Raw genomic sequence first — 22,364 nt, forward strand, 5'->3', positions numbered from 1 at the left:
CGGGCCCCGCCGGCGCCGGGTCAGGCGACGCGGCGGCGCGGGCTCCGGTCCTCCTCGTAGTCCTCGTCGTACAGGCCGTCGAAATACTCGTCCTCGCTCACGCCGCCCGGGTCGTCCGGCACCCAGCGGCCCGGGATCAGCAGCGGGACCGCCAGCAGCAGGGCCACCGGAAGTACCGCGCCCAGCCGCAGCAGCAGCTCGGCGCCGTCGATGCCGGGCACCGCGGCGGGCACCCGGTCGAACACCCCCGGCCGCAGGACCATGACGGCGGTGGCCGCGAAAAGGGTGAGTCCGGCGATGCCGGGCAGCAGCGGGGTGAGGCGCGGCGCGGCCACCGCGACTGCCACTACCAGTGCGATGGCCGACAGGCCCGCAACGGTCACGAGACCGCCGGCGCCGGTGAACGTCCCCCCGCCCTCCGCGAGTCCGGCCAGGCGGGGCTGGGCCCAACCGAGTCCGACCAGGATCACCGGGGCGAGGAGGAGACCGACGATGAAACCGACGAAGTGTCGCACGGGTTTCTCCTCTCGAACGTGAGAGTGCACCATAGCGACATTTGCGCGATTATGGGCATCTCGGTCACATCGGTCGAGGTTGCGGGCGGTTCCGGCCCCGTTCGGCGGTGCTGCCGCGGTTCGCCGCCGCCTTCGCCGCTGCGGGGGCGGGTGCGGCCGCGCAGCGGCCGTGCGCTGCGCGGCGGCCCGCAATCCGGTTCCGTGCCGCTTCTTCCGAGTGCGGCGGCCGTACCGGCCGGGCGAAGGGCGCCGGCTGCCGAGATCACCGTCACACCGAGGCGGGCCGGCGGCGGATGCGGGGCTGCTGCTGCACCCCCGCGCGAACCCTCGCGGCGGCGCTGAACTGGGGCGATGTCTTTCCCCCCGGGGGTGCGGCGACAGCGCTGCACCGTTGCGGGCTGCCGCCCGGCCCCTGCCTGCTGCCCGGCCCTGCCGCGAGCGTCCCGCTGCGCCGGATAGTGCCGGGCGGTGCATCGGTGCCTCCGGTGCGCGGAGTGCAGTCTGCGCCGATCGGACACGCCGCGCCGGTCTCGACCCGGTCCGGTGCCCGCGTCCTAGGCTGGGCGGGTGAGCGACGACGGCCCGGCCGCGGATGCGGCCCCTGACCCCGAAGTGGCCGAGCTGGCCGGGCGGCTGTTCGACGCGGCGCGCCGCGGCGATACCCCGCTGCTGAGCGCCTACGTCGACGCCGGCGTCCCGGCCAACCTCACCAACGGCGCCGGCGATACGCTCGTGATGCTCGCCGCCTACCACGGCCATGCCGACACGGTCGACGCACTGTGCACGCGCGGCGCCGATCCCGACCGGGCCAACGACCGCGGCCAGACGCCGCTGGCCGGCGCCGTCTTCAAGGGCGAGGACGCCGTGGTGGAATGCCTCGTCCGCCACGGCGCCGATCCGGCCGCCGGCGCTCCTTCGGCCGCCGACACGGCCCGCGTGTTCGCCCAGGAGCACTACCTGGCCCTGTTCGCGGCAGGCGGTGTCTGACCGCCGCAGGAGATGCCGGCAGGCAGCGCACGTCCGGTTCCGCTGCGGGCCGCTCGCCAGCCTGCCCCTCGATTCGACCCTGCCGTGCCCGGCCGTGCCCGCTGCGCCGGGAGATCCGTGCGCAACCAGGACGCCGTTGCCTGCGTCACACCGGCATGGAGATTCGCCGAGCCCCCCTTCCCCGAAGCCGAGGACGCACTGTGACGGCACTGGGTGCGGCCGTATGCGCTCCCGCTGCAGCAATCGCCGCGTCCCCGCCCCAGGCCAGCGAGGGCGGGGACATCCCCGCGGGCGTCATCATCGCGGTGGTGCTCGCAACGTTCGCCTTTCTGATCTGGATGGCGACTGTCATGGCCCGCGACAGCCGCGGTCCGGGCGGCAGGCGCGGCACCCACCACACTCCCGGCGACCCCGGAACGGGCGCCGGCTACGGAGGATCCGACGGGGGCGGATCGTCCGGCGGCATCTTCGGCGGCGACGGAGGCGGCGGAGGAGGGGGCGGCGCCGACGGCGGGGGAGGCGGCGGAGGAGGATCGTGACCGCTGGGCCGCACCCCTCCGTCCGCACCCACCCAGGAAGGACCGCCACCGGTGACCTCCTCCCACGGTTCCCCCCTCCGCCGTGCCGCGCCTGTTGCGGCCCTGGGCGTGCTCGCCGCCGCCGTGTTGAGCGGGCTGGCGGCTCCCGCGCCCGCCGCGGCCGCGGATCTGCCCCTCGGCGCGCGCCCCGCACTGGCGGCGCCCGGTCCGGCAGCGTTCGGTCCCGCCTCAGAGCCGCCCGGTGCTCTGTCCCGGGGCGCAGCGCCTGCGCCCGCCGCCGCTCCGGAACCCGCTGCGCTCGCGAGTGACGAGGAGGACGGCGGCGGTAGCGGGCTCTTCATGCTCGCCTGGGTCCTGGTGGGCGGCGCCGTGATCTGGGTGATCCGCAGCATCGGCGGCGGAGGCGGGTCCGGTGGCGGCACCGGATCGGCGGGGAGCGGTGGCGCCGATGGCGCCGGCGGCTTCTTCGGCGGCGGATCCTCTGGTGGCGACGGTGGCGGGTTCTCCGGTGGCGACGGCGGCGGCGGAGGGGGAGGGGGAGGAGGTGGCGGCGGCACCTGAGCGCCGTGTCCTGATCCGGCCCTCCAGCGCGACCTGCGCCGATCCGACAGCACGCGGGTCTGCCGCAACCGGTCTGCAGGCCCGCGAGTCTTACCCGGCATGACTATCGCGACCTTCCGCCGCATCCGGGCCGCGCTGTGCCGCTCCGCGCTTCCCGCGGCGGCCGCAGCCGGGCTGACCGCCGCGATCAGCGTGCCGATTCCCGCCGTGGCGCCCGCTCCGGCCGCCGCCGACACCGGAAACCGCACCGTCACCTCGCTGCACACCGACGTCGAGGTCGGCTCGGACGGCTCGGTACAGGTGACCGAAGAGGTCAGCTACGACTTCGAGGCGGGAGAGCCGGCCCCCGTGACCCGGCAGCTGCCCGGATCAGCATCGATCGACGGCGCCGAGGAGCGCGACCTCGGCCTGCGCGGAGTCGAGGTCGTCGACGACGGCGGCGCGGCAGAGTCGGACGTGTCCGAGGACTCGGACGGCACCGCCATCACCATCGGACCGGAGGGGCTGCAGGGCAGCGCCACGGTGGTCTACCGCTACACCTACGACGCCCTCCTCGAACAGGAGCCGTCCGACGATGCGCGCCTGTACATCGACGTCGTCGGCGACGGCTGGACACTGCCGATCGAGGAGGCGTCGGTGCAGATCGCCCTGCCCGGTGGGGCGGCCGGTGCCAGCTGCTACGCCGGGGAACCGGGGTCGACCAGCGGATGCGACCGGCTCGACGCGTCCGGCACCGGGGTCGAGGCGGCCCACCGCTCCCTGGAGTCCGGGCAGGCGATGAGCGTGGACCTGACCTTCCCCGCCGCCGCGCTGGACGGGGGTGCGGAATCCCTCCCCGCCCCCGACTACGGCGACGGAGCAGCGGACACCGAAACCGGCGACTGGGTGATCCTGTTGGTCGTGCTGGTGGGGTTCGTCTTCATGACCGCGTTCATCGTCGCCCCGACCGGCAGGCGGCGGAGCACCGGCGGCAGCTTCGGCGGCGGAGGGGGCGGCGGAGGCGGGGGAGCCGGTGGCGGTGGCGGCGGTGGCGGCGGAAGCTGACCGCCGTCCCGCCGCCGGCTCCCCGCTCAGAGCTCGCCGCGGGACGCCACCGACTCCATGGCTGTGCGCACCGCCGCCATCAGCCCCACCTTCGTGGCGCGCGCCTGCGGCGTGTCCGCCGCGATGGTGTTGACGTGCAGACCGCTGTCAGCGCGGTGGAACCAGAAGCAGATGCCGTTGCTGTGCGAGGACCAGACGTGCTTGCGCGCCCGCAGTTCCGCGTGGCGGTCGGCACCGGGGGTCTTGCGGAAGTCGATGTAGGAGAAGAAGTTCACCGCATAGGGCCACGAGCGCAGGTCGGCGTATTCGGGCGCCAGCAGCCGCCACGCCTGGACGAACGGCACGCCGAGGTTGTCGCGCATCTCCTCGGCCCCGGCCCGGACGGCCGCCATGGTCTCGGCGAACGGAGCCCCGGGCGCGACCGGGAACTCGATGGGCATCGTGTTGACGAACCAGCCCATCGCCTCGGCGTAGCTTCCCCGCCCGCGGTCGCCGACCGGCATGAGCCCGCGGTAGACATCGGGGCCGCCCTCGCGGCGCAGCGCGGTGCCGACCGCGGCGAGCACGCCCATGAACGTCTTGCCGTCGGCCTTGCGGCACTGGGCCTCGAACGCGTCGGCGCCCGCCGCGTCGAGGAGCACGTCGCTGGAGTTCACCGTGGCGTACATTCCGCCCGGCTCCACGCCCAGGTCGAGGGGGAACGGCGGAAAGAACCCGCCGTTGCGCCGCATGAACCCCTTCCAGTAGCCGAACCGCGGATCGTCGGCGGTGAGGGTGGTGTGCTCGGCGCGCTGCGCCGCGGAGAACTCCAGGTAGCTGCCGACGGGCGCGCGCCGGTCGGCCCGGCCGGCGACCGCTTCGGCGTAGGCCGAGGCGACGTCGTTCACCGCGATCGGCGTCGACAGCCCGTCCGAGACCATGTGGTCGAAGGCGAGGTAGACCGTTGTGGAACCGGCCCGCTCGACCGCGCCCATCACCAGCAGCGGCCAGGACAGCGTGTCGATGCCGCGGAAGCGCTCCTCCAGGTGTGCGCGGAGGCGGTCGCGGTCGTCGAACCGGCCGAACTCGACCGGTTCGAGCACCACGTCGCCCACCCCCATCGGGCGGCACTCCAGCGCGCCGTCCCCGGGCTCGAACTCGCAGCGCAGCACCTCGTGGCGGCGGACGAAGGAGTCGAGGGCGGCGTGCAGCGCGGCCCGGTCCGGCGGGCCGTCGAGCTCGAAAGTGCAGGCGACATAGGAAGAGAGCGGTTCGTCGTCGTCTTGGGCGTCGACGGCGACGCTGAAGTGCTTCTCCTGGTTGTAGGAGGCGCCGGAGCCGCCCCGGTCCGGGCGGTTGTACGGGCGCAGCGTCCATTCGACGACGTTGCCGGGCGCGATGTCGAGTTCGGCGATCGGGGCCTGAAGCACCGGTGGGTGACCTTTCGGTTGTCGCCGGCCGCGCCGCGCGGGCGGCCGACGGCGGTGGAGGCCGCGGCGTAGGGGGAGGGCGCGGGACGGCCCGGGCGCCCCGGCCGCGCGCGCCGGACCGCGCCGCGGGCACGCGGGCGGGCGGACGCGCCGGGCGAGCGGGACGCCCCGTGCGCCGGTCCGGTGCGGCGAAACCGCCGACGCCGGACCGTTTCCGATTGATCACTCAACGCTACATCCCCGGCCGGTTCCGCACCCGCTGGTTCGCAGAACCGGTTCCTCCGCCCTCGCCCCGACCGCCCGCGCCTGGCCGGGCCCTGGATAACGGCGGGGCGGCGGGCTACGGTCCGCCCATGCAGATCGACCTGGTGGCCGTGGTGGTGGACGACTACGACGCGGCGATCGCCTTCTTCACCGGTCCGCTCGGGTTCGTCCTGGCGGAGGACTCCCCGGCCCGGACCAACGACGGTCGGCCCAAGCGCTGGGTCGTCGTGCGCCCGCCCGAAGGCGGCACCGGCCTCCTCCTGGCGCGCGCAGACGGCCCGCGCCAGGAGGAGGCCGTCGGCGGCCAGGCGGCCGGCCGGGTCGGCTTCTTCCTCCGCGTCGACGATTTCGACGCGGCCTACGCCCGCATGGTGGCTGCCGGCGTCGAGTTCCTCGGCGCGCCGCGCGCCGAGCCCTACGGCCGCGTCGCCGTCTTCCGCGACGTCGCCGGCAATAAATGGGACCTGCTGGGGACCTGACCAGCGCTCCGGTCCGGCGCCTCCGCAGATCGGCCGGCGGCTACGTGCGCGACACCCGTGCCAGGGCGCCCGACTCCAGAGCGACCCACAGCGCGTGGTCAGGGCCGAAGGCGAGGCCGTGGGGTTCGGAGCCGGGGAGGTCGGTTTCGGTGACACGGCCCGCAGGGTCGACCCGGCCGAGGCGGCCCGTCCCCCAGGCGGTATACCAGCATCCGCCCTCCGGGTCGGCGGCGACCGCGTGCGGGCGGGTGCCCTCCGGCAGCGGGAAGCGGTCGGTCCGCCCGCCGGGGGCGAGCCGCCCGATGAACCCGCCGAGGATCGCAGCGAACCAGACACCGTCGGCGCCGCACGCGACCCCGACCGGGCCCGCGCCGGCGTCGTCGAGCCGGTACACCTCCGCGGAGCCGTCGGCCGCCATCCGGCCGAGCGCGCCGGCCTTGTTGAGCGTGAACCACAGCTGGCCGCCGGAATCGGCGGCGATGGCGGACGGGAAGCCGTCCCGGACCGGCACCGGGAACTCGGCGACCACTCCGTCGGGCGTGATCCGCCCGATGCGGTCGGCGTTCAGCTCGGTGAACCAGAGGGCCCCGTCCCGCCCCGGCGCGATGCCGTAGGGGCCCGCATCCGGCGTGGGCAGGGGGAAGTCCGCGGTGGTCCCGTCGGTGCCGATCCGGCCGATCCGGTGGTCGCCGGTGCGGGAGAACCAGAGGGCGCCGTCGGGGCCGGGGGTGATGACCGTGGGCTGGCAGCCGGGGGCGTCCAGGTCGTAGGCGGTCACCGCGCCGTCGGTCGCCACCCGGGCGATGTGGCCGGCGGTGAAGGTCGTCCACAGCGCGCCGTCGGGTCCGGCGGCGACCCCGTAGGGACCCGAACCGCCGATCGAGGCGGGGAACGCGGTGGCGGAGGGCTGCGGCTTCGCGGGCATGGTGCTCCTTCGGTGGCAGGGGAGAGGTGGCAGAACCCTAGCCACCCGGTCAAGCGGGTTTCCGGGTGCAGATGCCCTGCCCGCCGCGGGGAAAACCGCTGGGCGGGAGGGCGGCGCGGGCCATAGGCTGCCGCGCGGCCCGGCCGGGCAGACGTCCGGCTGCCCGAGCCGCCGCATACAGCCCTACCCACCAAAAGAGGACCGTGTTCCGCAACCTCGCCGCCATCACCGAGCGGCCCGCCCTGTACTCCCTGATCACCACGGCCGAGATGTGGACCGACCCGCACATCGCCGAGCGGATGCTCGCCGCCCACCTCGACCCGCTGGCCGACAGCGCGTCGCCGCCGCACGCCTTCATCGACCGCTCCGCCGCCTGGATCACCGACCGCTTCGGCCTCGGTCCGGGCGTGCGCGTCGCCGACTTCGGCTGCGGTCCGGGCCTGTTCACCGCCCGCTTCGCGGGCACCGGAGCAGACGTCACCGGCGTCGACGTGTCCGCTGCGTCGCTGGACCGGGCAGCGGAGGATGCGCGCGCCGCCGGGCTCGGCGTGCGCTACCTGCGGGCGGACTACCGCGAGTTGCGCGGTGCGGGACCGTTCGACCTGGTCACCGTCATCATGCGGGACTACGCGGCGCTGCCGCCGGAGGGCCGCGCGCAGCTGCTCGCCACCGTCCGCCACCACCTCGACTCCGGCGGAGCCCTGCTGTTCGACGTCGACGCGGCGTCCGCCTTCGACGCCGTCCGCCCCGGAACCGCATTCGCGCCCGGTCTGATGGACGGCTTCTGGTCGCCCCGCCCCTACTTCGGCTTCCGCACCGTGTTCCGCTACCCGGACGAGCGCGTCGCCCTGGAGCGCTTCGACATCGTCGAGCAGGACCGCACCCGCACCTTCTGCAACTGGACCGCCCATTTCACACCCGAGCAGCTGGCGGAGGAACTCGCGGGGCACGGGTTCGCCGCAGAGGAGCTGCTGGGCGACGTGGCCGGCGCTCCGTACAGCCCCTCCGCGCCGCAGTTCGCCGTCGTCGCGCGGCCGCAGTAGTCGGCCGGTCCGGGCCGGGCACCGGCGCGGGACACGGCCGGACCGGGCAGAGAATCGCGCGCATGACGAACGTCGCACCCGCCCGCCGGACCGGTGTTCCCGGGGGAGCCTGCGCAGCCGAACCGTGAAGCCTGGACCTGCTGCAACGCCGAACCGGGAGGGCGTCCGCCGGGCCCGGATGCCGGCTCCGGCAGGGTGCCCGGGACGCGGCTGCGGCGCCGGGCGGCCCCTGTTCGGCGGGGCCCGGTGACCCCACGCCCGCCCAAGATCGCCTACTCTTGTGGAGTGGAGGACCGGAGACGGTCTCCCACGCCGGGCGCGGCGGCGCCGTTATGAGATGCCGCCCGGGTGCGCCCGGCGATCGCGAATCGGACCCGTTGAGCCTCTTCACTTCGCTGTGCCCACAGAGCCCACAGCCGCGGACAGGGGGGCGCAGGGCCCCGTGTCTCCCCGGTCGGGAGCGAGCTGTACGGAGAGTGAAGACAACATATGACGATCGCCCCTGCGCACGAAACCGCCGAAGAGTCGGCAGCCAGCGGTTTCGGCGCCCTTCCGCTGCGCCCGGACCTGCTCGACTCCGTGGCCGCCCTCGGCTTCGACCAGCCGACCCCCATCCAGCGCGAGGCCATTCCGCCGCTGGTCGCCGGGCGCGACGTGCTCGGCCAGGCCGCCACCGGAACCGGCAAGACCGCCGCGTTCGGGCTGCCCGTCCTGGAGCGGATCGACCCCGCCCAGCGCAGCTCCGGACCCTCCGCGCTGATCCTCGTGCCCACCCGCGAGCTCGCGGTGCAGGTCACCCAGGCCATTGAGGACATGGGCCGCCCGCTGGGCGTGCGCGTGCTGTCCGTCTACGGCGGTACCCCCATCGGCCGCCAGCTGCGCAGCCTGGAGCGCGGGGTGCACGTCGTGGTCGCCACCCCCGGCCGGGCGCTGGACCACCTGCGCCGCGGCAGCCTCGACCTGGACGGCCTGTCCTCGGTGATCCTGGACGAGGCCGACGAGATGCTCGACATGGGCTTCACCGAGGACATCGAGGCGATCCTCGAGGAGACCCCGGCCGACGTCCAGACGGTGCTGTTCTCGGCCACCATGCCGGCCCGTATCGAGGACATCGCGCGCCGGCACCAGACCGACCCGCTGCGCATCCGCATCGCCCGCGAAGAGCCCGACCCGGGCGAGGCGCCGCGCGTCCGGCAGAGCGCCTACCTCGTGCCGCGCGGCTACAAGCCGGCCGCGCTGGCGCGGCTGCTCGACGTCGAGGAGCCCGCCGCGGCCATCGTGTTCTGCCGCACCCGCGAGGAGGTCGACAAGCTCACCGAGGCGGCGTCGGCCCGCGGCCACCGCGCCGAGCCGCTGCACGGCGGGATGAGCCAGGAGCAGCGCGACCGCGTCATGGGCCGGCTGCGCTCGGGCACCGCCCGGCTGCTCGTCGCCACCGACGTCGCGGCCCGCGGCCTCGACATCGACCACCTCACCCACGTGGTGAACTTCTCCGTGCCCAGCGCGCCGGAGTCCTACGTGCACCGGGTCGGCCGGGTCGGCCGCGCCGGCCGCGAGGGCGTCGCCATCACGCTGATGGAGCCGCGCGAGATGCGCGCGCTGAAGACGGTCCGCCGCGTCACCGGCTTCACTATCCCCGTCGAGCAGGTGCCCGGCGTCGCCGCGCTGCGGGCGCTGCGCATCGAGCGCACCCGCGCCCAGGTCGACGCCGCCCTGTCCGGTGCCGAGGGCGCAAGCCTGGAGGCGTTCCGCGACATCGCCGAGGGGCTGTCCGCTGAGCACGGCGCGGTCGAGGTGGCCGCTGCCGCGCTGCGCATCGCCCAGGAGGCGCTGACCGGTTCGGCGCCCGACGAGGAGATCCCCGAGGCCGCCGTCCGGGACAACGGCCGCGGCGGCCGGCGCAACGAGCGCCACGGCGAGCGCGGTGAGCGCGGCGACCGGTCCCGCGGGCCGCGCGAGCGCCGCTCCTCCGGCCCGGCCGAGGGCTACGCGCGGCTGTTCGTCGGCGCCGGCCGCTCGGCGAAGATGCGCCCGCAGGACCTGGTCGGCGCGATCGCCGGCGAGGCGGGCCTCAACGGCCGCGACATCGGCGCGATCGAGATCGCCGACCGCTTCTCCCTGGTGGAGGTGCCGGCGGGCTCCGCCGACCACGTCATCTCCTCGCTGCAGGGCAGCACCATCAAGGGCCGGCGCCCGGTGGTGCGCCGGGACGCCAAGGACGGCGGCCCGCGCCGCGAGCGCCGCTGACACGGCTTCGCCGGAGCGGCGGCGCGCACGCCTCAGCGGGGGCGGTGGGGAGGGATCCCCGCCGCCCCCGCGGCGTTTCCGGGAGCGCGCGGCAGCACGGCCGGTCCGGTCGGGTGCGTGAACGGCCGGGTAGCCGTCCGCGGTGTAGTGGTCACCGTGTGTTCACCGCGGTGTGCGGGACGGCCGCTAGGGTCGCAGCCCCCGACCCCGGACGGAAGGCCCCCATGTCCCCCACCCCCAGGTCCCGCCCTCGCCGGAACGCGGCGCGCGCCGCAGCCGCCGCCTGCGCATTCGCCGCGGCCGCGGCGGGAACCGCGGCGCCCGCAGCGGCCGCGGCCGAGCCCGAGCGCGTCCTGCTGTCGCCCGCTGCCGACCCCGCCGCCGCGCAGACCGTGACCTGGCGCGCGGCCGGCGGGCCCGCCGAGGCGCCGGTGCTGGAGATCGCACCCGCCGACGACCCCGAGTCGGTGCAGAGCATCGACGGCGACCCGACCGGGGACGCCGGCGGGGCCTTCGCCCGTGCCACTGCCAGCGGCCTCGCGCCCGACACCGCCTACCGCTACCGCGTCGGCGACGCCGAGGGCGGCCTCGGCCCCTGGCAGGAGTTCACCACTGCGGCGGACAGCGCCGAGCCCTTCGACTTCCTCTACTTCGGCGACATCCAGAACGACATCACCGAGGGGGCCGCGCCGGTCGTGCGGGCCGCCCTCGCCGCAGAGCCGGACGCCGAGTTCGCGGTGCACTCCGGCGACCTCATCGACAGCGCCAACGACGACGGCCAATGGGGCGAGTGGTACGACGCCTTCGGCCCTGAGGCGACCGGCGGAATGAACCACCTCGCCGTGCCCGGCAACCACGAGTACGCCGGACTGAACCTGTCGGACTACTGGGAGCGCCAGTTCGCCGCGGCCGGCAACGGGCCGGACTCCGGCGCCGACCTCGCCGAGACGGTGACCGCCACCGACTACCAGGGCGTCCGCTTCATCGGCCTCAACTCCAACTACCGCACCGCCGCCCCGCTGGCGCCCGGCGCCTGGCTGGACGAGCAGCGCGAATGGCTGGAGCAGGCGCTCGCCGAAGCACCCGGGAAGTGGACGGTGGTGGCCTTCCACCACCCCGTGTTCTCCAACAGCCCCGGCCGCGACAACGGGCCGCTGCGGGACGCCTGGCTGGACACGCTGGAGGAGGCCGACGTGGACCTGGTGCTGCAGGGCCACGACCACTCCTACTCGCGCGGCAACCTCGTCGCGAACCAGACCGACGACCCCGACGTGCACACCGGCCCGGTCTACGCGGTCACCGTCGCCGGCCCGAAGATGTACGACGTGGACGACGCCAACTGGACCGGCAACGGCGCAGAGGCGCGGGTGCAGGCCGCCGACACGCAGACCTACCAGGCGGTCTCCGTCGACGGCGACACCCTCGACTACACCGCCCGCACCGCCGACGGCACCACCGTCGACGCCTTCACCATCACCGACGACGGATCGGGCAAGCGGGTGACCGACGCGCGCTGAAGCCGGCGCCGCCGGCCTCTGGCGGCTGCGCTGCCGCCGCGTTTGCAGCACCCAGCGGCCCGGGCCTGCACGGCTCCGGGCCGCGCCTTCGCCTCTGGACCGGGCGGCGCTCCAGCCCCCCTGCCCGCCCCGGCGCGCCGACGGCCGGGTGTTCGCCGCGCCGGGAGTGTGCTGGCGCACGGACCGGTCTCTGGTGCAGCGTGTGGTCGGTCAGGCTGGGGAGGGACGCGATGGAGAGCGAAGTGGCGGCCGCGCTAGCGGGTGAACTGCGGCTATTGGACCCGGAGGTGCGCTCCTCTCCGGACCTCGCTGGAGCACTGCTCGACCCCGAGTGGACCGAGGTGGGCCGGTCCGGGCACTTCTGGACCCGCGCCGCGATGCTGGCGGCCCTGACCGGAATGGCCACCGATGGCGGCACACCCCTGGAACCGCTGGACCTGCAGGGCATCCGGATCGCGCCCGGCGCCGTCCTCGTCACCTACCGGACCCAGACGGCGGACGGCGCGGCCTACCGCTCCTCGGTGTGGCGCCGCGGCGCCGACGGCGCCTGGCGGATGCTGCACCACCAGGCCACCCCGACCGCCGGCTGAAGCGGCTGGGCCGTGGAAAGGCCCGTGGAGCTGCAGCGGCCGGGGCGCCGGCAGGGGACGCCCAGGCTCCTCCGGGCCGGGGCCTCGGCGCGTCGGGAGAGACCGGCGGAGAGGCCGGAGCTGTCGCGGGCCCGGTGCTGCCGGTCGGCCCTCTACTCTGCGCCGTGGAGCGGTACCGCCATCCAGCTCTGGCTCGGGAGCGCAGGCGCCGGTCCGGAGCCGGCTCCGCATCCTCCCGGGGAAACCGGGTCGGCGGCGCGACACCCGGGGCGAGGTGCCGATCGGTCGGCGGAGCTGGGCATCGGTGAGCGGAGCGGGTGGACGCTTGCCCAGGTCACCCCTGCGGTGCCCCGCGTCCGCCGGCCCGCTCGGCGAGCAGGGTGCGCGGCGTGACCCCGGACAGGCGGCGCACGTCTCGGACCAGGTGCGCCTGGTCGGCGTAGCCTGCCGCGGCAGCGGCCGCGGACGCGGAGAGGCCTGCCTCGGCACGCTCCAGGAACCGGTGCAGCCGCGCGATGCGCCGCCATGCGCGCGGCTCGATTCCACATGCCGCGAGTACAGTGCGGCGCAGCTGCCGCTCGGACCAGCCCAGCGCTGCGGACGTGCCGGCGACCGATGCGCCCGGCGCAGCGAGCAGGTGCAGGACTCGCACCACCCGCGGATCGGGTGGGACGCCCGGCATCGCCGGCAGCATCGCCGGGGGGCTCCCGCTGCCGGACACCACCTGCTCGGCGAGCCGCGCCGCCGCCGGACCTGCGAGCACCGCATCGAGGGGGACGACCGCGTCGCGCAGCTCGGCCGCCGGCAGCCCCAGAGCCGCGCCGATCGCCGAAGGGCGCAGCCGCAGCCCGTGCAGCCGTTCGCCGGGCGCCAGCCGGGCCAGCGCCGGCGCGGCGGTGGGGCCGACGATGCGCGCCGTGCCGCCGGGGCCGACCACGATGTCGGCGCACCCGTCGGGCAGCACCCGCTGCACGTAGGGCGCGCCGGTGCCGGCGTGCTGCTCCCACGTGCAGGCGAAGCGCGGATCAGGCGGACCGCGGTGCTCGGCATAGGCGGCCCGCGGTGCCGCGCCACTGTCCGGAACGTTCAATACTCCCCCTGGTCCATCTAGCCATGATGGCCTGATGGAACAGCGACTGAACCTCATAACCCTGGCCTGCGACGACCTGGACGCCGTGCGCGCCTTCTACCGGGACAGCCTGGGCTGGGCACCCCTCGCCGACGTGTCCGGCGAGATCGTCTTCTTCCAGGCCGGCCCGGGGCTCGCAGTGGCGTTCTTCGACCGGGCCGGGTTCGCCGATGATGTCGGCGGGGATACCGCGGTCGGCGGTCCCGCGGGGATCACTCTGGCCTGCAACGTGGAGTCGCCCGCAGAGGTCGACGCCGCCGTCGCCGCGGTGCGCAGCGCGGGCGGCCGCGTCGTGAAGGAGCCGCAGCGGGCTGCTTTCGGCGGTTACCACGCGTATATCGCTGACCCGGGCGGGGTGCTCTGGGAGGTATGCCATAACCCCGGATGGAGCGTCGACGACGACGGCACGGTCCACCTCGGCCCGGTTGAGTGACGCCGGACCGTGCGGGCGGCCCCGTCCGGCGGGGCGCCGGCCCCGGTGAACACGGGCCGGACACGTCGCGCCCACGGGCGGGTCACGGCGGGCCGGAGGGGCGGGCGCGGGTGCGGCGGCGCTCCTAGAGTGGTGGCATGGCGGACCTGTTCGGCGGACGCGCGCCGCTCATCCTGGACGGCGGAATGGCCACCCGGCTCGAAGAGTACGGGTGCGACCTCTCCGACGCCCTGTGGTCGGCACGCATGCTCCGCGACGACCCCGAACTGGTGCGCCGCGTGCACGTCGACTACTTCGACGCCGGCGCCGACGTCGCCGTCTCCGCCTCCTACCAGGCCAGCGTCGACGGCTTCGCCCGGTTCGGCATCGTCCGGGCGGAGGCCGAACGGCTCATCCTCGCCTCGGTGCGCCTGGCCAGCGAGGCGAGGGAAGAGGCCGGCGGCGGCACGGTGGCCGCGGGAGTCGGCCCCTACGGCGCCGCCCGCGCCGACGGTTCCGAGTACACCGGCGACTACGGCCTCGGCGAGGACGACCTCTACGCCTGGCACCACGATCGCTGGCACCTGCTCGCCTCGGCCGGCGCCGACCTGCTGGCCTGCGAGACCATCCCGTCGGCCGCCGAAGCCCGCGCCCTGGCCCGGCTGATGCGGGAAAGCCCGGGAACCCCGGTCTGGCTGTCCTTCTCCGCCCGCGACGGCGAGCACATCGCCGACGGCACGCCGATCGCCGAGGCCGCCGCAGCAGTCGCCGGCCTTCCGCAGGTGGTCGGGGTCGGCGTGAACTGCACTGCGCCCCGCTACGTCCCCTCGCTCGTCGCCGCCGCGACGGCCGCCACCGGACTGCCCGGGGTCGCCTACCCCAACTCCGGCCGCACCTGGGATGCCGCCGCCCGTACCTGGACCGGCAGCGACGACCCCGCCGACTTCGCCCGCGCCGCCAGCCTCTGGCCCGAGTCAGGCGCCCGCTTCATCGGCGGCTGCTGCCAGACCGGCACCGAGCACATCCGCCGCCTCCGCGCTGCGCTGGACTGACCCCGGGCAAGGGCGGCTGCGCCGGAGCCTCTTCTGCCCTTCTCTGCCGCTTCAGGGACGGCATGGGCCACGACATGAAGGCAAGGGCGGCTTCGCCGGCAGTCTTTCTCTACTGCCCCTTCGCTCAGTTCCGGTGTGCGGCCAGGGTCCTGCAGGTCGCGGAGGTGGGGCGGCTCGGGACGCAGGTTCCCGCAGCCCTTCAGCCGGCCGTTCGGTGTTCAGCCCGTCGCACAAGCGGAAAGGCGGCGACGGCGGGGATGATTCCCTGCGGCGGCCGGCCGCTCCCACTCCGGGATCTCCCGGTGCGGGCCCCCGAACCGTTCCGCGGTGCCCGCACCGGATCGGCGCGCCGCCGCAGCAGCGGGGGCGGCGCGCTGAGCGAAACGCCGTCGGAATTGCCGATTCCGGACGGGGAATTCTCTGCTCGGTCCCTGCGGGTGCTCTTCCCGGCGCCGTCTTTCCGCCGCTCGCCGCGGGCGATGCGGTTTTTCCCGGTCACACCTTGCGCGCCTCCCGCGGGGCCATCCGGTGGGACCGGAGCCCGGAATCCGGCCGGGCCGTCCACTAGGGTGGATAGCCCGCAGGCAATCAGCGCACGGCAGTGAGCAGCGCACCGGGAGCGCGGCCGCAGCGCAACGAGAACGGGGGGAGGCATGGCGGATATCCCCCGGAAACTCGGCGCCTTCACCCTGGAGCGGGAGCTCGGCCGCGGCGGTTTCGGCACCGTCTACCTGGGCGTCGACGAGCAGGGGCGGCGCGCCGCGGTCAAGCAGCTGCACCCCGACATGGTCGCCGACGCCCGCGCTCGCGCGCTGTTCCGGCGGGAAGTCTCGGCCGCCCGCACCGTCCGCGACTTCTGTACCGCCGTGGTGCTCGACGCCGACCCGGACGCCCCGTCGCCGTGGATCGCCTCCGAATACATCGAAGGACCGACGCTGCGCGCCGACGTCCGCGACTCCGGCCCGCGCAGCGGCGGCGACCTGGAGCGGCTCGCCGTGCAGACCGCGACCGCGCTGACCGCGATCCACGCAGCCGATGTCGTCCACCGCGACCTCAAGCCGGACAACATCATCCTCGGAGCCGACGGGCCGCGCGTCATCGACTTCGGGGTCGCCCGCGTCGCCCAGCGCGGCCCGGCCGGAACGGCGCCGGTCGGCACCATCGGCTACATGGCGCCCGAGCAGCTCCTGGAGCGGGAGATCACCGACCGCGCCGACGTGTTCGCGTGGGGCGCCACCCTCGTCTTCGCCGGCACCGGGCGCTCGGCCTTCCCCGGCTCCAACGAGCAGGCCCGCTTGGCCCGGGTGCTGCACGTCGCGCCCGAACTCCGCGGCCTCGACGGCGACCTGCGCCGCATCGCCGAGCTGTGCCTGTCCAAGGACGCCGAGCTGCGCCCGTCAGCCAACGACCTGCTCGACATGCTGCTGGGCCGCGCCGCCGTGGCGGCCGCGGACGGCGAGCCGGCCGACACCTCGGGCACCCTGATGCTGCGCCGCGGCGCAGCCCGGACCAGCTCCGGAACGGCCACTCGCCCCGCCGTTTTCGGCCCCGGTCCGCAGGAGCGGCTCTCGTTCGCTGAGCGGCGGCTGCTCGCCGGCGACGCGGCCGGCGCTGCAGCGCCGCTTGAGGAGGCCGCCGCCGGGTTCGAGGCCAGCGGCGACGCGGGGCAGCTCCTCTACACCCGCATCGTCTTCGGCGACCTGTGGAACGTGGCCGGCGACCACGGACGCGCCTGGGCGCACCTGGGCGGGCTCCGCGCCGAGCTGGAGGCCGAGGGGCGCCTGCTCCACCTGGCCCGGGCACTGCGCGGTATGGCGCTGCTCGACCACGGAACACTGTGGGAGGAGGAGGCGCACGGTCTGCGCCGCATCCTGCCCTCCGCCCGGCACCGCACCACCGGGGTCGCGCCCCGGGTGGCGCTGGCCCGCCGGTCGGTAGAGCTGTTCGCCGAGGTCGGCCGGGCGCAGGACGCGGCCCGCGCCCGGCTGGTCTTCGGCCAGGTGCTCAGCGAGGCGGGCGACGCGCGCGGGGCGGCCGACGCCTTCGCCCAGGCCGTCGCCGGCTACGAGGCATCGGGGCCGCGCTGGCGCTGGTGGGAGGCGCGCGCCCGGCGCATCGCCGCCCAGACCCGCTTCCACGCCATCATGGAGCCCCGGCTGGCGGTGGGGACGTTCCTGGCCGCCGAGCGCGACGCCTGGGAGCTGCCGGCGATCCTGGCCAACGCCCGCCGCGCGGCCCGGCTCGGGGCGGCGACCGGTGACCACCGGGAGCGGCTCGCCGCGCAGATCACGCTGTCCCGCGTGGTGTGGACATCGATGGGCAGCGACACCGGCCTGCCCGAGGCGGCCGGCGCCCTCCCCACTGCGGTCACCCCCCGGCCGTCCGCCGTGCCGCCGGGGGACGGGCCCTCCGGGCCCACGGGGGCGACCGCGGCCGCCTCGGCCTGGTACGAGCAGATCTCCACCTCGCAGGAGGTGCGCGCACTCCTGGAGTCGACCCGCGGTGAAGCCGAGGAGAAGGGCCTCGACGACCTCGCCGCCCAGGCCGAGCTGTGGGCCCGCCGCCTCTTCGCCGAAAGCCCCGGCGTACACGCCGTCCAATGGCAGCTCAGCCGCGAACGCCGCGCCGTCCCCTTCGCCGAGAGCGGTCTGACGCGGGGCGACCGCTGCGCCATCTGACCTGTCGGGTGCTGCAGCCCTCGCGGCGGCCTCCAGCGGCGGCGACCGCCGGATCCCCTCTCCGTGCGGGGAGCGGGTCCCAGGGGTTCCGCGAACGCGGAGCCGCTCCCTCCTGCCGGAGCGGTCTGACGCGGGGCGACCGCTGCGCCATCCGGCCCGCCGGTTTCCGCAGCCCCGTGCCCTCGGACCGCTGTCCTCGCCGCCGCGGCGGCCGCCGCAGGCCCGTCCGGTGCTCCACCGGCGGCCACCGGACAGCCCCGGGGCCCGCTCCGCGCTGCAGCGGTTTTCAGCGCGGCCCGCGAACCCGGAACCACTGCAGCGGTGGCGCCGGCCCCGGTCAGCCTCCGTCGCCGCCACCAGCCTCGGCGCGGGGTTCGGCCACCTCCTCCGCCGGGTCCAGTTGGGCGGAGGCGGAGCCGAAAGCGGCAGCTCCGGCGCCGCGGCAGAAATCGGCGAATGCGCGGGCGCGGCGGTTCAAGCGCATGGCGCGGGGCCAGGCCAGCAGGACCGACTCCTCGCCCACGGGCTCGGCGATCTCCTTGATCCGCACCGGGAGGCCCTCGTAGGTGCGGTCGTTGGCCGGGCGCTGCACCAGCACGCCGTAGCCCATGCCGCGCCCCACCAGCGCCCGCGCCGTCTCGTAGCTGGTCGGCCGGTGCCGGACCTGCGGCACCAGGCCGAAGCGCTGGAACAGCGAGAGCGCATGGTGGGTGCTGGGCGCGGTGTCGAGCAGGACCATGGGCTCGCCGGCGAGCTCGGCCAGCGCCACCGACGGCTGGCCGGCCAGCCGGTGCCCGGCCGGCAGCAGCACGTGCGGGCGCACCCGGGCCAGCACCGTGCGCTCCATCTCCGGGCGGACCTCCATGTCGTAGAGCACCGCCAGATCCAGCTCGCCGCGGAGCAGGCGCTCCTGCAGCCGGTCCTGATCCGCCTCGTCGAACTCCACCGTGACGTCGGGGTGCAGCGCCGCGAACCCCTGCAGCAGCGGGGGAAGCACGGTCGGCGCCATGGTGACGAAGCAGCCCAGCGACAGCACGCCGGTCAGCGGCCCGCCGCCGCCCGCCTCCGCCGCCACGTCCTCGGCCTCGCGCAGCAGCCGCCGGGCGCGCACCAGCAGCTCGGTCCCTGCCGTGGTGAGGGTGATGCCGTGCGCCTTGCGCCGCACGCACAGCTGCACCCGCAGCGCGCGCTCCAGGTCGGTCAGCGCCAGCGACACCGCCGGCTGCGAGATCCGGAGCCGCTCGGCGGCGCCGGTCAGCGTGCCCGCCTCCGCGACCGCCACGAAGTAGGCGAGCTGGCGCAGCGAGAAGCGCGGCGGCGCGGGCGGGTCGGCCACGGCGTCACCCGCGCCGCGTGCGGCCGCTGAGCAGAGCGGGGCGGGGAGCAGGGGGCATGGCGCGGATGCTACCCGAGCGGCTGAACCGGCAGCGCTGCGGGAATGCTTGGGTGGGCGGGGCGGCTGGAGCAAGCACGGGGCGCGGCCCCGTACCGGGAGGGGAGAGGCCAGCGCAGCACCGCAGGAGCGCACTGGCCGGCACCGCCGCCCACCGCATCCGCAGCGCTTGCCAAAGGGAGCCCACCGATGCCCGACTACCGCCACGAACTGCTGTTCGGCGCCTTTCTGACGCCGTCGGCCGACGACCCCGCCGCCACCGTCGAGCGGGCCCGCACCGCCGAAGCCGCCGGGCTCGACATCGCCGCCATCCAGGACCACCCGTATCAGCCGCGCTACCTTGACACCTGGACTCTGCTGACCTGGATCGCCGCGAGCACCGAGCGGCTGCGGGTCGTCCCCGACGTGCTCAATCTGCCGCTGCGCCCGCCCGCGGTCACGGCGCGCGCTGCCGCCTCGCTCGATTTGCTCTCCGGCGGGCGCCTCGAACTCGGAATCGGCGCCGGCGCCTTCTGGGACGCCATCGAGGCGATGGACGGCACCCGGCTGTCGCCCGGAGAGTCGGTACAGGCGCTCGGCGAGGCGATCGACGTGCTGCGCGCCCTGTGGGACACCGACGCCCGCGGCGGAGCGGGCGCCGGCGGGAGTTTCCACAAGGTGGCCGGTGCCAAGCGCGGCCCTGCCCCGGCCCACCCGGTCGGGATCTGGGTCGGCGCCTACGGCCCGCGCATGCTCCGCCTCACCGCGGAGCGCGCCGACGGCTGGCTGCCCACACTCGGCGGCTCCTTCGCCGACCGGGACGGGCTCGCCCGGATGGGCCGGACCCTCGACAGCGCCGCCGCGGAGGCCGGACGCGATCCCGCGGCGATCCGCCGCGTCGTCAACCTCGCCGGCGCGGAGATCGGCGCACCGGGCCGCGGATTCCTCTCCGGGCCGCCGCAGCAGTGGGTGGACGATCTCCTCCCGCTCGTCCTCGACCAGGGCGTCAGCGCCTTCCTCCTCGGCAGCGACGACCCCGCCCAGATCCGCCGGTTCGGCGAGGAGGTCGCCCCCGCGCTGCGCGCTGCCGCAGAGCGGGAGCGCGGCGCGGCCTGACGGGCTGCCCGGCGCGGCGGACTCGCCGCCGCAGGCCCGCACACACGGCCCGCGCCGCGCACGGGCCGTGTGGACGCAACGGGGAGCGTTCGCCGCCGGGCGGCGCGGCTGCGGCACCGGGCGCGGTCCCGCGCGCCCGACGGGCTTGGCCGCATGCCGGGGCCCGCAGCGCGCCCGGTCCTGCCGCCCAGGCGCCGCGCGCACCACCGCAGCGCGGGTACCGGCCGGTAAGCAGCACCGGCCTGCGCGGACGGACGCCGCCGATGTCAGGCGCTCGGCGGAGACGCGGCAGCGGCACGGTCTGCAGCAGAGGCCGCGGCCGGACGGCGGTCGGGCGCGGACCGGCCGCGTGCAGCGCTGCGGGCGCGTGCACTGCCGTCTGCGGTGCAGGTGCCGGCCGCCGCCTGCAGGAGGGCGCCGAGCAGCAGGCGGCGCCGCCGGGTCTGAGCGGGGCCGGTGCCGGACAGGCGGATTCCGGTTCTCCCCTGCGCAGGGGGCGGGTGGATCGGGGGAGGCGCTGCGCAGGCGGCGGTTGGGGGAGGTGGGCGTGGCGGGGCAGGGGAGGGGCCGGGCTATAGTGCCCCTACCGGTCGCTGCGGTCAGCCGCGGCGCCCCCGCCTGCCGGGCCGCGCGCGGCCCTGATCCCCCGCCGGCAGATGCGGACCCTCCAAGTACGCACACGCCCTGGGAGCTGGCGCAGCCGTGAACCCCGACCCCGCACTGTTCGTCGGCCCGCCCGACCGCCCGGACAAGTACCGGCTCGTCCGCAAGGTGGGCCGGGGCGGCGAGGGCACGCTCTACCTCGCCGAGGTGCTGCTGGCCGGTTCGCGCGAGCCGGTGATCGTCAAGGCGCTGCACGCGGAGATCGCCGCGGAAGAGGACCAGTTCGGCGAGCTCAGCGCGCGCTGGGCCGAGCAGGCCGAGCTGCTGCGGTTCATCGACCACCGCGGCGTCGTCGGGGTGCGCGAGCACTTCGAGGGCCCGCGCGAGCATCCGGCCGGCGCGGCCGACCCCGCCGACCGGTCGCTGTTCCTGGTGATGAACTACGTCGACGGCGTCCCGCTGCGCGCCTGGCGCAAGGAGAACGCCGTAGCGGGGCCGCAGGACGCCGCCGCGCTCCTCGGAGTCCTCAGCCAGGCCGCCGACGCGATCGACCATCTGCACTCCGGCCGCGCAACGCCGTCCGGCCGCGCCGTGGTCCACGGCGACCTGGCGCCGGGCAACGTCATGCTCGGCGGCGACGGCCGCGCCACCCTGGTCGACTTCGGGCTCAGCCGGATCGCGGCGCGGCACGTCACCCGCAGCCCCTGGTTCACCCCCGGCTACGCGGCCCCCGAGGTCTTCGTCGGCGAGTACTCCGCGGCCACCGACCGGTACGCCTTCGGCGGCATCCTCTACTTCGCCCTGTCCGGTGCCCACCCGCCGCCCTCGCCGGAGCTGGCCCGCGAGGCGCTCGGCGGACTGCCTCCGCTGGCCGCCGCCGACCCGGGCCTGCGCGCCGCGATCCTGGCGGTGTTCTCGGCCCGCCCCGAGGACCGGCCCGCCGCCGGGCCCCTCGTCCGCATGGTGCTGGACACCGTCGAGCGCGGCGGCGCGGCGGACGTCCCCGCCGCGGCAGGGCCGCCGCCGGCAGGGGGCGCGCACGGGGCGGGGTCGGAGCCCACCGAAGCACTCGGGGGCGGCGCTGCGGCCGCGGCGGCGCAGCAGGGTCCCGCGCAGGGGGACCCCCGGCCCGGTCCCGCCCCCGGCGCAGAGCCGCTCGCGCACTCGGAGCCGGCGACGGCGCCGACCCGGCCCAGCCGCCGCCGGAAGATCGCCGTCGGCGCCGCGGCCGCAGCGCTGGTCCTCGCCGTGGCCGGCGGTGTCGGTGCCGCCGCCTGGAACCTGCGCGGCGGCACCGGGGAGGGGTCCGACCCGCAGGCGCAGCAGGCCGCCGGCCCCGGCGAGCGCGGCCCCGGGGCGACGGGATCGGTCCCGCCGTCGCCGTCCCCGTCCTCCTCGGACAAGGGCGGCAAGGACGCAGACGACGGGGGCGAGGACGACGACAGCGGCAAGGACAAGGTCAACGAACGCGCGGGCAGCCCGCTGTCCGACCGGTCCGCCATCCTGCCCGCCAAGTCCTACTCCGCCGGTGCGGCCACCCTGGACGGCACCCAGTACCGGGAGTCGCTGACGGTCTCCGGTGCCTGCGGCAAGCCCAGCACCGAGTACAATCTCGCCCGCTCCTCGTCCGCCTTCGCCGCGACAGTCGGCGTCGACGACGCCTCCTCCGGCGGCGCCAACGCGGTCTTCCGAGTCGTCGGCGACGGCCGCGAGCTCGCTTCGGCCACCGCCGGCCCCGGCGAACCGGCCGAAGTGAGCGCCGACGTGTCCGGGGTGATGCGGCTGCGGCTGACCGTCGACTGGTCCGGCGACTGCTCCGGCGCCGTCGGCGTGTGGGGCGACCCCAAGCTCACCTGAGGCGAGCGCCGGCGATCGCGCCACG

Annotated in this window: 19 protein-coding genes; 14 read left to right on the plus strand and 5 right to left on the minus strand. The window is 75.8% G+C overall.

Translation table 11 applies throughout. The annotated features are described in order from the left end of the window. Positions 1-20: 20 nt before the first annotated feature. Positions 21-515, minus strand: a complete 495-nt coding sequence (locus tag ACYVGT_RS00645; RefSeq protein WP_460854338.1) for a hypothetical protein — start codon at positions 513-515, stop codon at positions 21-23. Positions 516-1,082: 567 nt separating this feature from the next. Here ACYVGT_RS00645 and ACYVGT_RS00650 point away from each other — a divergent pair. The 4 genes from ACYVGT_RS00650 to ACYVGT_RS00665 all read left to right on the plus strand — a co-directional run bounded on the left by ACYVGT_RS00650 (position 1,083) and on the right by ACYVGT_RS00665 (position 3,646). Further along, positions 1,083-1,502, plus strand: a complete 420-nt coding sequence (locus ACYVGT_RS00650) for an ankyrin repeat domain-containing protein (RefSeq protein ID WP_460854339.1) — start codon at positions 1,083-1,085, stop codon at positions 1,500-1,502. A gap of 200 nt (positions 1,503-1,702) precedes the next feature. Further along, positions 1,703-2,041 (plus strand): hypothetical protein, encoded by a 339-nt coding sequence (locus ACYVGT_RS00655; protein WP_460854340.1) that lies wholly within the window; start codon positions 1,703-1,705, stop codon positions 2,039-2,041. 51 nt (positions 2,042-2,092) lie between these two features. Beyond that, complete coding sequence (locus ACYVGT_RS00660) at positions 2,093-2,602, plus strand: hypothetical protein (protein ID WP_460854341.1); 510 nt, start codon at positions 2,093-2,095, stop codon at positions 2,600-2,602. A gap of 99 nt (positions 2,603-2,701) precedes the next feature. Then, the gene (locus ACYVGT_RS00665; RefSeq protein ID WP_460854342.1) at positions 2,702-3,646 is read left to right on the plus strand and encodes a DUF2207 domain-containing protein; all 945 of its coding nucleotides are present in this window, start codon (positions 2,702-2,704) and stop codon (positions 3,644-3,646) included. A gap of 26 nt (positions 3,647-3,672) precedes the next feature. Here ACYVGT_RS00665 and ACYVGT_RS00670 read toward each other — a convergent pair whose 3' ends face one another. Further along, positions 3,673-5,055, minus strand: coding sequence for a condensation domain-containing protein (locus tag ACYVGT_RS00670; RefSeq protein ID WP_460854343.1), 1,383 nt, complete (start codon positions 5,053-5,055; stop codon positions 3,673-3,675). 353 nt (positions 5,056-5,408) lie between these two features. Between ACYVGT_RS00670 and ACYVGT_RS00675 the strand changes: the two genes are divergently transcribed. Beyond that, on the plus strand, positions 5,409-5,798 hold the full coding sequence (locus ACYVGT_RS00675) for a VOC family protein (protein ID WP_460854344.1): 390 nt from the start codon (positions 5,409-5,411) through the stop codon (positions 5,796-5,798). 40 nt (positions 5,799-5,838) lie between these two features. Here the strand turns inward: ACYVGT_RS00675 and ACYVGT_RS00680 are convergent, their stop codons facing one another. Beyond that, positions 5,839-6,723, minus strand: a complete 885-nt coding sequence (locus ACYVGT_RS00680; protein ID WP_460854345.1) for a Vgb family protein — start codon at positions 6,721-6,723, stop codon at positions 5,839-5,841. A gap of 203 nt (positions 6,724-6,926) precedes the next feature. Here ACYVGT_RS00680 and ACYVGT_RS00685 point away from each other — a divergent pair, with 203 nt between their 5' ends. The 4 genes from ACYVGT_RS00685 to ACYVGT_RS00700 all read left to right on the plus strand — a co-directional run bounded on the left by ACYVGT_RS00685 (position 6,927) and on the right by ACYVGT_RS00700 (position 12,120). Next, positions 6,927-7,766 carry an SAM-dependent methyltransferase gene (locus ACYVGT_RS00685; protein ID WP_460854346.1) on the plus strand — a complete coding sequence of 280 codons (840 nt, stop codon included), beginning with the start codon at positions 6,927-6,929 and terminating at the stop codon, positions 7,764-7,766. A gap of 489 nt (positions 7,767-8,255) precedes the next feature. Continuing rightward, the gene (locus tag ACYVGT_RS00690; protein ID WP_460854347.1) at positions 8,256-10,013 is read left to right on the plus strand and encodes a DEAD/DEAH box helicase; all 1,758 of its coding nucleotides are present in this window, start codon (positions 8,256-8,258) and stop codon (positions 10,011-10,013) included. Positions 10,014-10,237: 224 nt separating this feature from the next. Then, positions 10,238-11,530, plus strand: coding sequence for a purple acid phosphatase family protein (locus tag ACYVGT_RS00695; protein ID WP_460854348.1), 1,293 nt, complete (start codon positions 10,238-10,240; stop codon positions 11,528-11,530). Between the two features lie 230 nt (positions 11,531-11,760). After that, positions 11,761-12,120: a nuclear transport factor 2 family protein gene (locus ACYVGT_RS00700; RefSeq protein ID WP_460854349.1), complete on the plus strand. Its 360-nt coding sequence runs from the start codon at positions 11,761-11,763 to the stop codon at positions 12,118-12,120. A gap of 334 nt (positions 12,121-12,454) precedes the next feature. Here ACYVGT_RS00700 and ACYVGT_RS00705 read toward each other — a convergent pair whose 3' ends face one another. Further along, positions 12,455-13,210, minus strand: a complete 756-nt coding sequence (locus ACYVGT_RS00705) for a helix-turn-helix domain-containing protein (protein WP_460854350.1) — start codon at positions 13,208-13,210, stop codon at positions 12,455-12,457. 34 nt (positions 13,211-13,244) lie between these two features. Here ACYVGT_RS00705 and ACYVGT_RS00710 point away from each other — a divergent pair, with 34 nt between their 5' ends. The 3 genes from ACYVGT_RS00710 (at position 13,245) to ACYVGT_RS00720 (ending at position 17,391) form a co-directional block, all read left to right on the plus strand. Next, positions 13,245-13,682 carry a VOC family protein gene (locus tag ACYVGT_RS00710; RefSeq protein WP_460854351.1) on the plus strand — a complete coding sequence of 146 codons (438 nt, stop codon included), beginning with the start codon at positions 13,245-13,247 and terminating at the stop codon, positions 13,680-13,682. Between the two features lie 137 nt (positions 13,683-13,819). Continuing rightward, complete coding sequence (mmuM, locus tag ACYVGT_RS00715; protein ID WP_460854352.1) at positions 13,820-14,713, plus strand: homocysteine S-methyltransferase; 894 nt, start codon at positions 13,820-13,822, stop codon at positions 14,711-14,713. A gap of 653 nt (positions 14,714-15,366) precedes the next feature. Beyond that, complete coding sequence (locus ACYVGT_RS00720) at positions 15,367-17,391, plus strand: protein kinase domain-containing protein (protein WP_460854353.1); 2,025 nt, start codon at positions 15,367-15,369, stop codon at positions 17,389-17,391. A gap of 337 nt (positions 17,392-17,728) precedes the next feature. Here the strand turns inward: ACYVGT_RS00720 and ACYVGT_RS00725 are convergent, their stop codons facing one another. Next, the gene (locus tag ACYVGT_RS00725; protein WP_460854354.1) at positions 17,729-18,727 is read right to left on the minus strand and encodes a LysR family transcriptional regulator; all 999 of its coding nucleotides are present in this window, start codon (positions 18,725-18,727) and stop codon (positions 17,729-17,731) included. 246 nt (positions 18,728-18,973) lie between these two features. Here ACYVGT_RS00725 and ACYVGT_RS00730 point away from each other — a divergent pair, with 246 nt between their 5' ends. Next, positions 18,974-19,879: an LLM class flavin-dependent oxidoreductase gene (locus ACYVGT_RS00730; RefSeq protein WP_460854355.1), complete on the plus strand. Its 906-nt coding sequence runs from the start codon at positions 18,974-18,976 to the stop codon at positions 19,877-19,879. A 702-nt stretch (positions 19,880-20,581) separates the two neighbouring features. Further along, positions 20,582-22,339 carry a protein kinase domain-containing protein gene (locus ACYVGT_RS00735; RefSeq protein WP_460854356.1) on the plus strand — a complete coding sequence of 586 codons (1,758 nt, stop codon included), beginning with the start codon at positions 20,582-20,584 and terminating at the stop codon, positions 22,337-22,339. Positions 22,340-22,364: the final 25 nt, after the last annotated feature.

This window comes from Nocardiopsis coralliicola (genome assembly GCF_054779695.1).

What these genes read in the sequence shown, in the direction of transcription:
- ACYVGT_RS00665 (WP_460854342.1), top strand. Translation starts at nt 2,702, where the DNA reads ATGACTATCGCGACCTTCCGCCGCATCCGGGCCGCGCTGTGCCGCTCC.
- mmuM (WP_460854352.1), top strand. Translation starts at nt 13,820, where the DNA reads ATGGCGGACCTGTTCGGCGGACGCGCGCCGCTCATCCTGGACGGCGGA.
- ACYVGT_RS00675 (WP_460854344.1), top strand. Translation starts at nt 5,409, where the DNA reads ATGCAGATCGACCTGGTGGCCGTGGTGGTGGACGACTACGACGCGGCG.
- ACYVGT_RS00710 (WP_460854351.1), top strand. Translation starts at nt 13,245, where the DNA reads ATGGAACAGCGACTGAACCTCATAACCCTGGCCTGCGACGACCTGGAC.
- ACYVGT_RS00720 (WP_460854353.1), top strand. Translation starts at nt 15,367, where the DNA reads ATGGCGGATATCCCCCGGAAACTCGGCGCCTTCACCCTGGAGCGGGAG.
- ACYVGT_RS00730 (WP_460854355.1), top strand. Translation starts at nt 18,974, where the DNA reads ATGCCCGACTACCGCCACGAACTGCTGTTCGGCGCCTTTCTGACGCCG.
- ACYVGT_RS00680 (WP_460854345.1), bottom strand. Translation starts at nt 6,723, where the DNA reads ATGCCCGCGAAGCCGCAGCCCTCCGCCACCGCGTTCCCCGCCTCGATC.
- ACYVGT_RS00690 (WP_460854347.1), top strand. Translation starts at nt 8,256, where the DNA reads ATGACGATCGCCCCTGCGCACGAAACCGCCGAAGAGTCGGCAGCCAGC.
- ACYVGT_RS00695 (WP_460854348.1), top strand. Translation starts at nt 10,238, where the DNA reads ATGTCCCCCACCCCCAGGTCCCGCCCTCGCCGGAACGCGGCGCGCGCC.
- ACYVGT_RS00700 (WP_460854349.1), top strand. Translation starts at nt 11,761, where the DNA reads ATGGAGAGCGAAGTGGCGGCCGCGCTAGCGGGTGAACTGCGGCTATTG.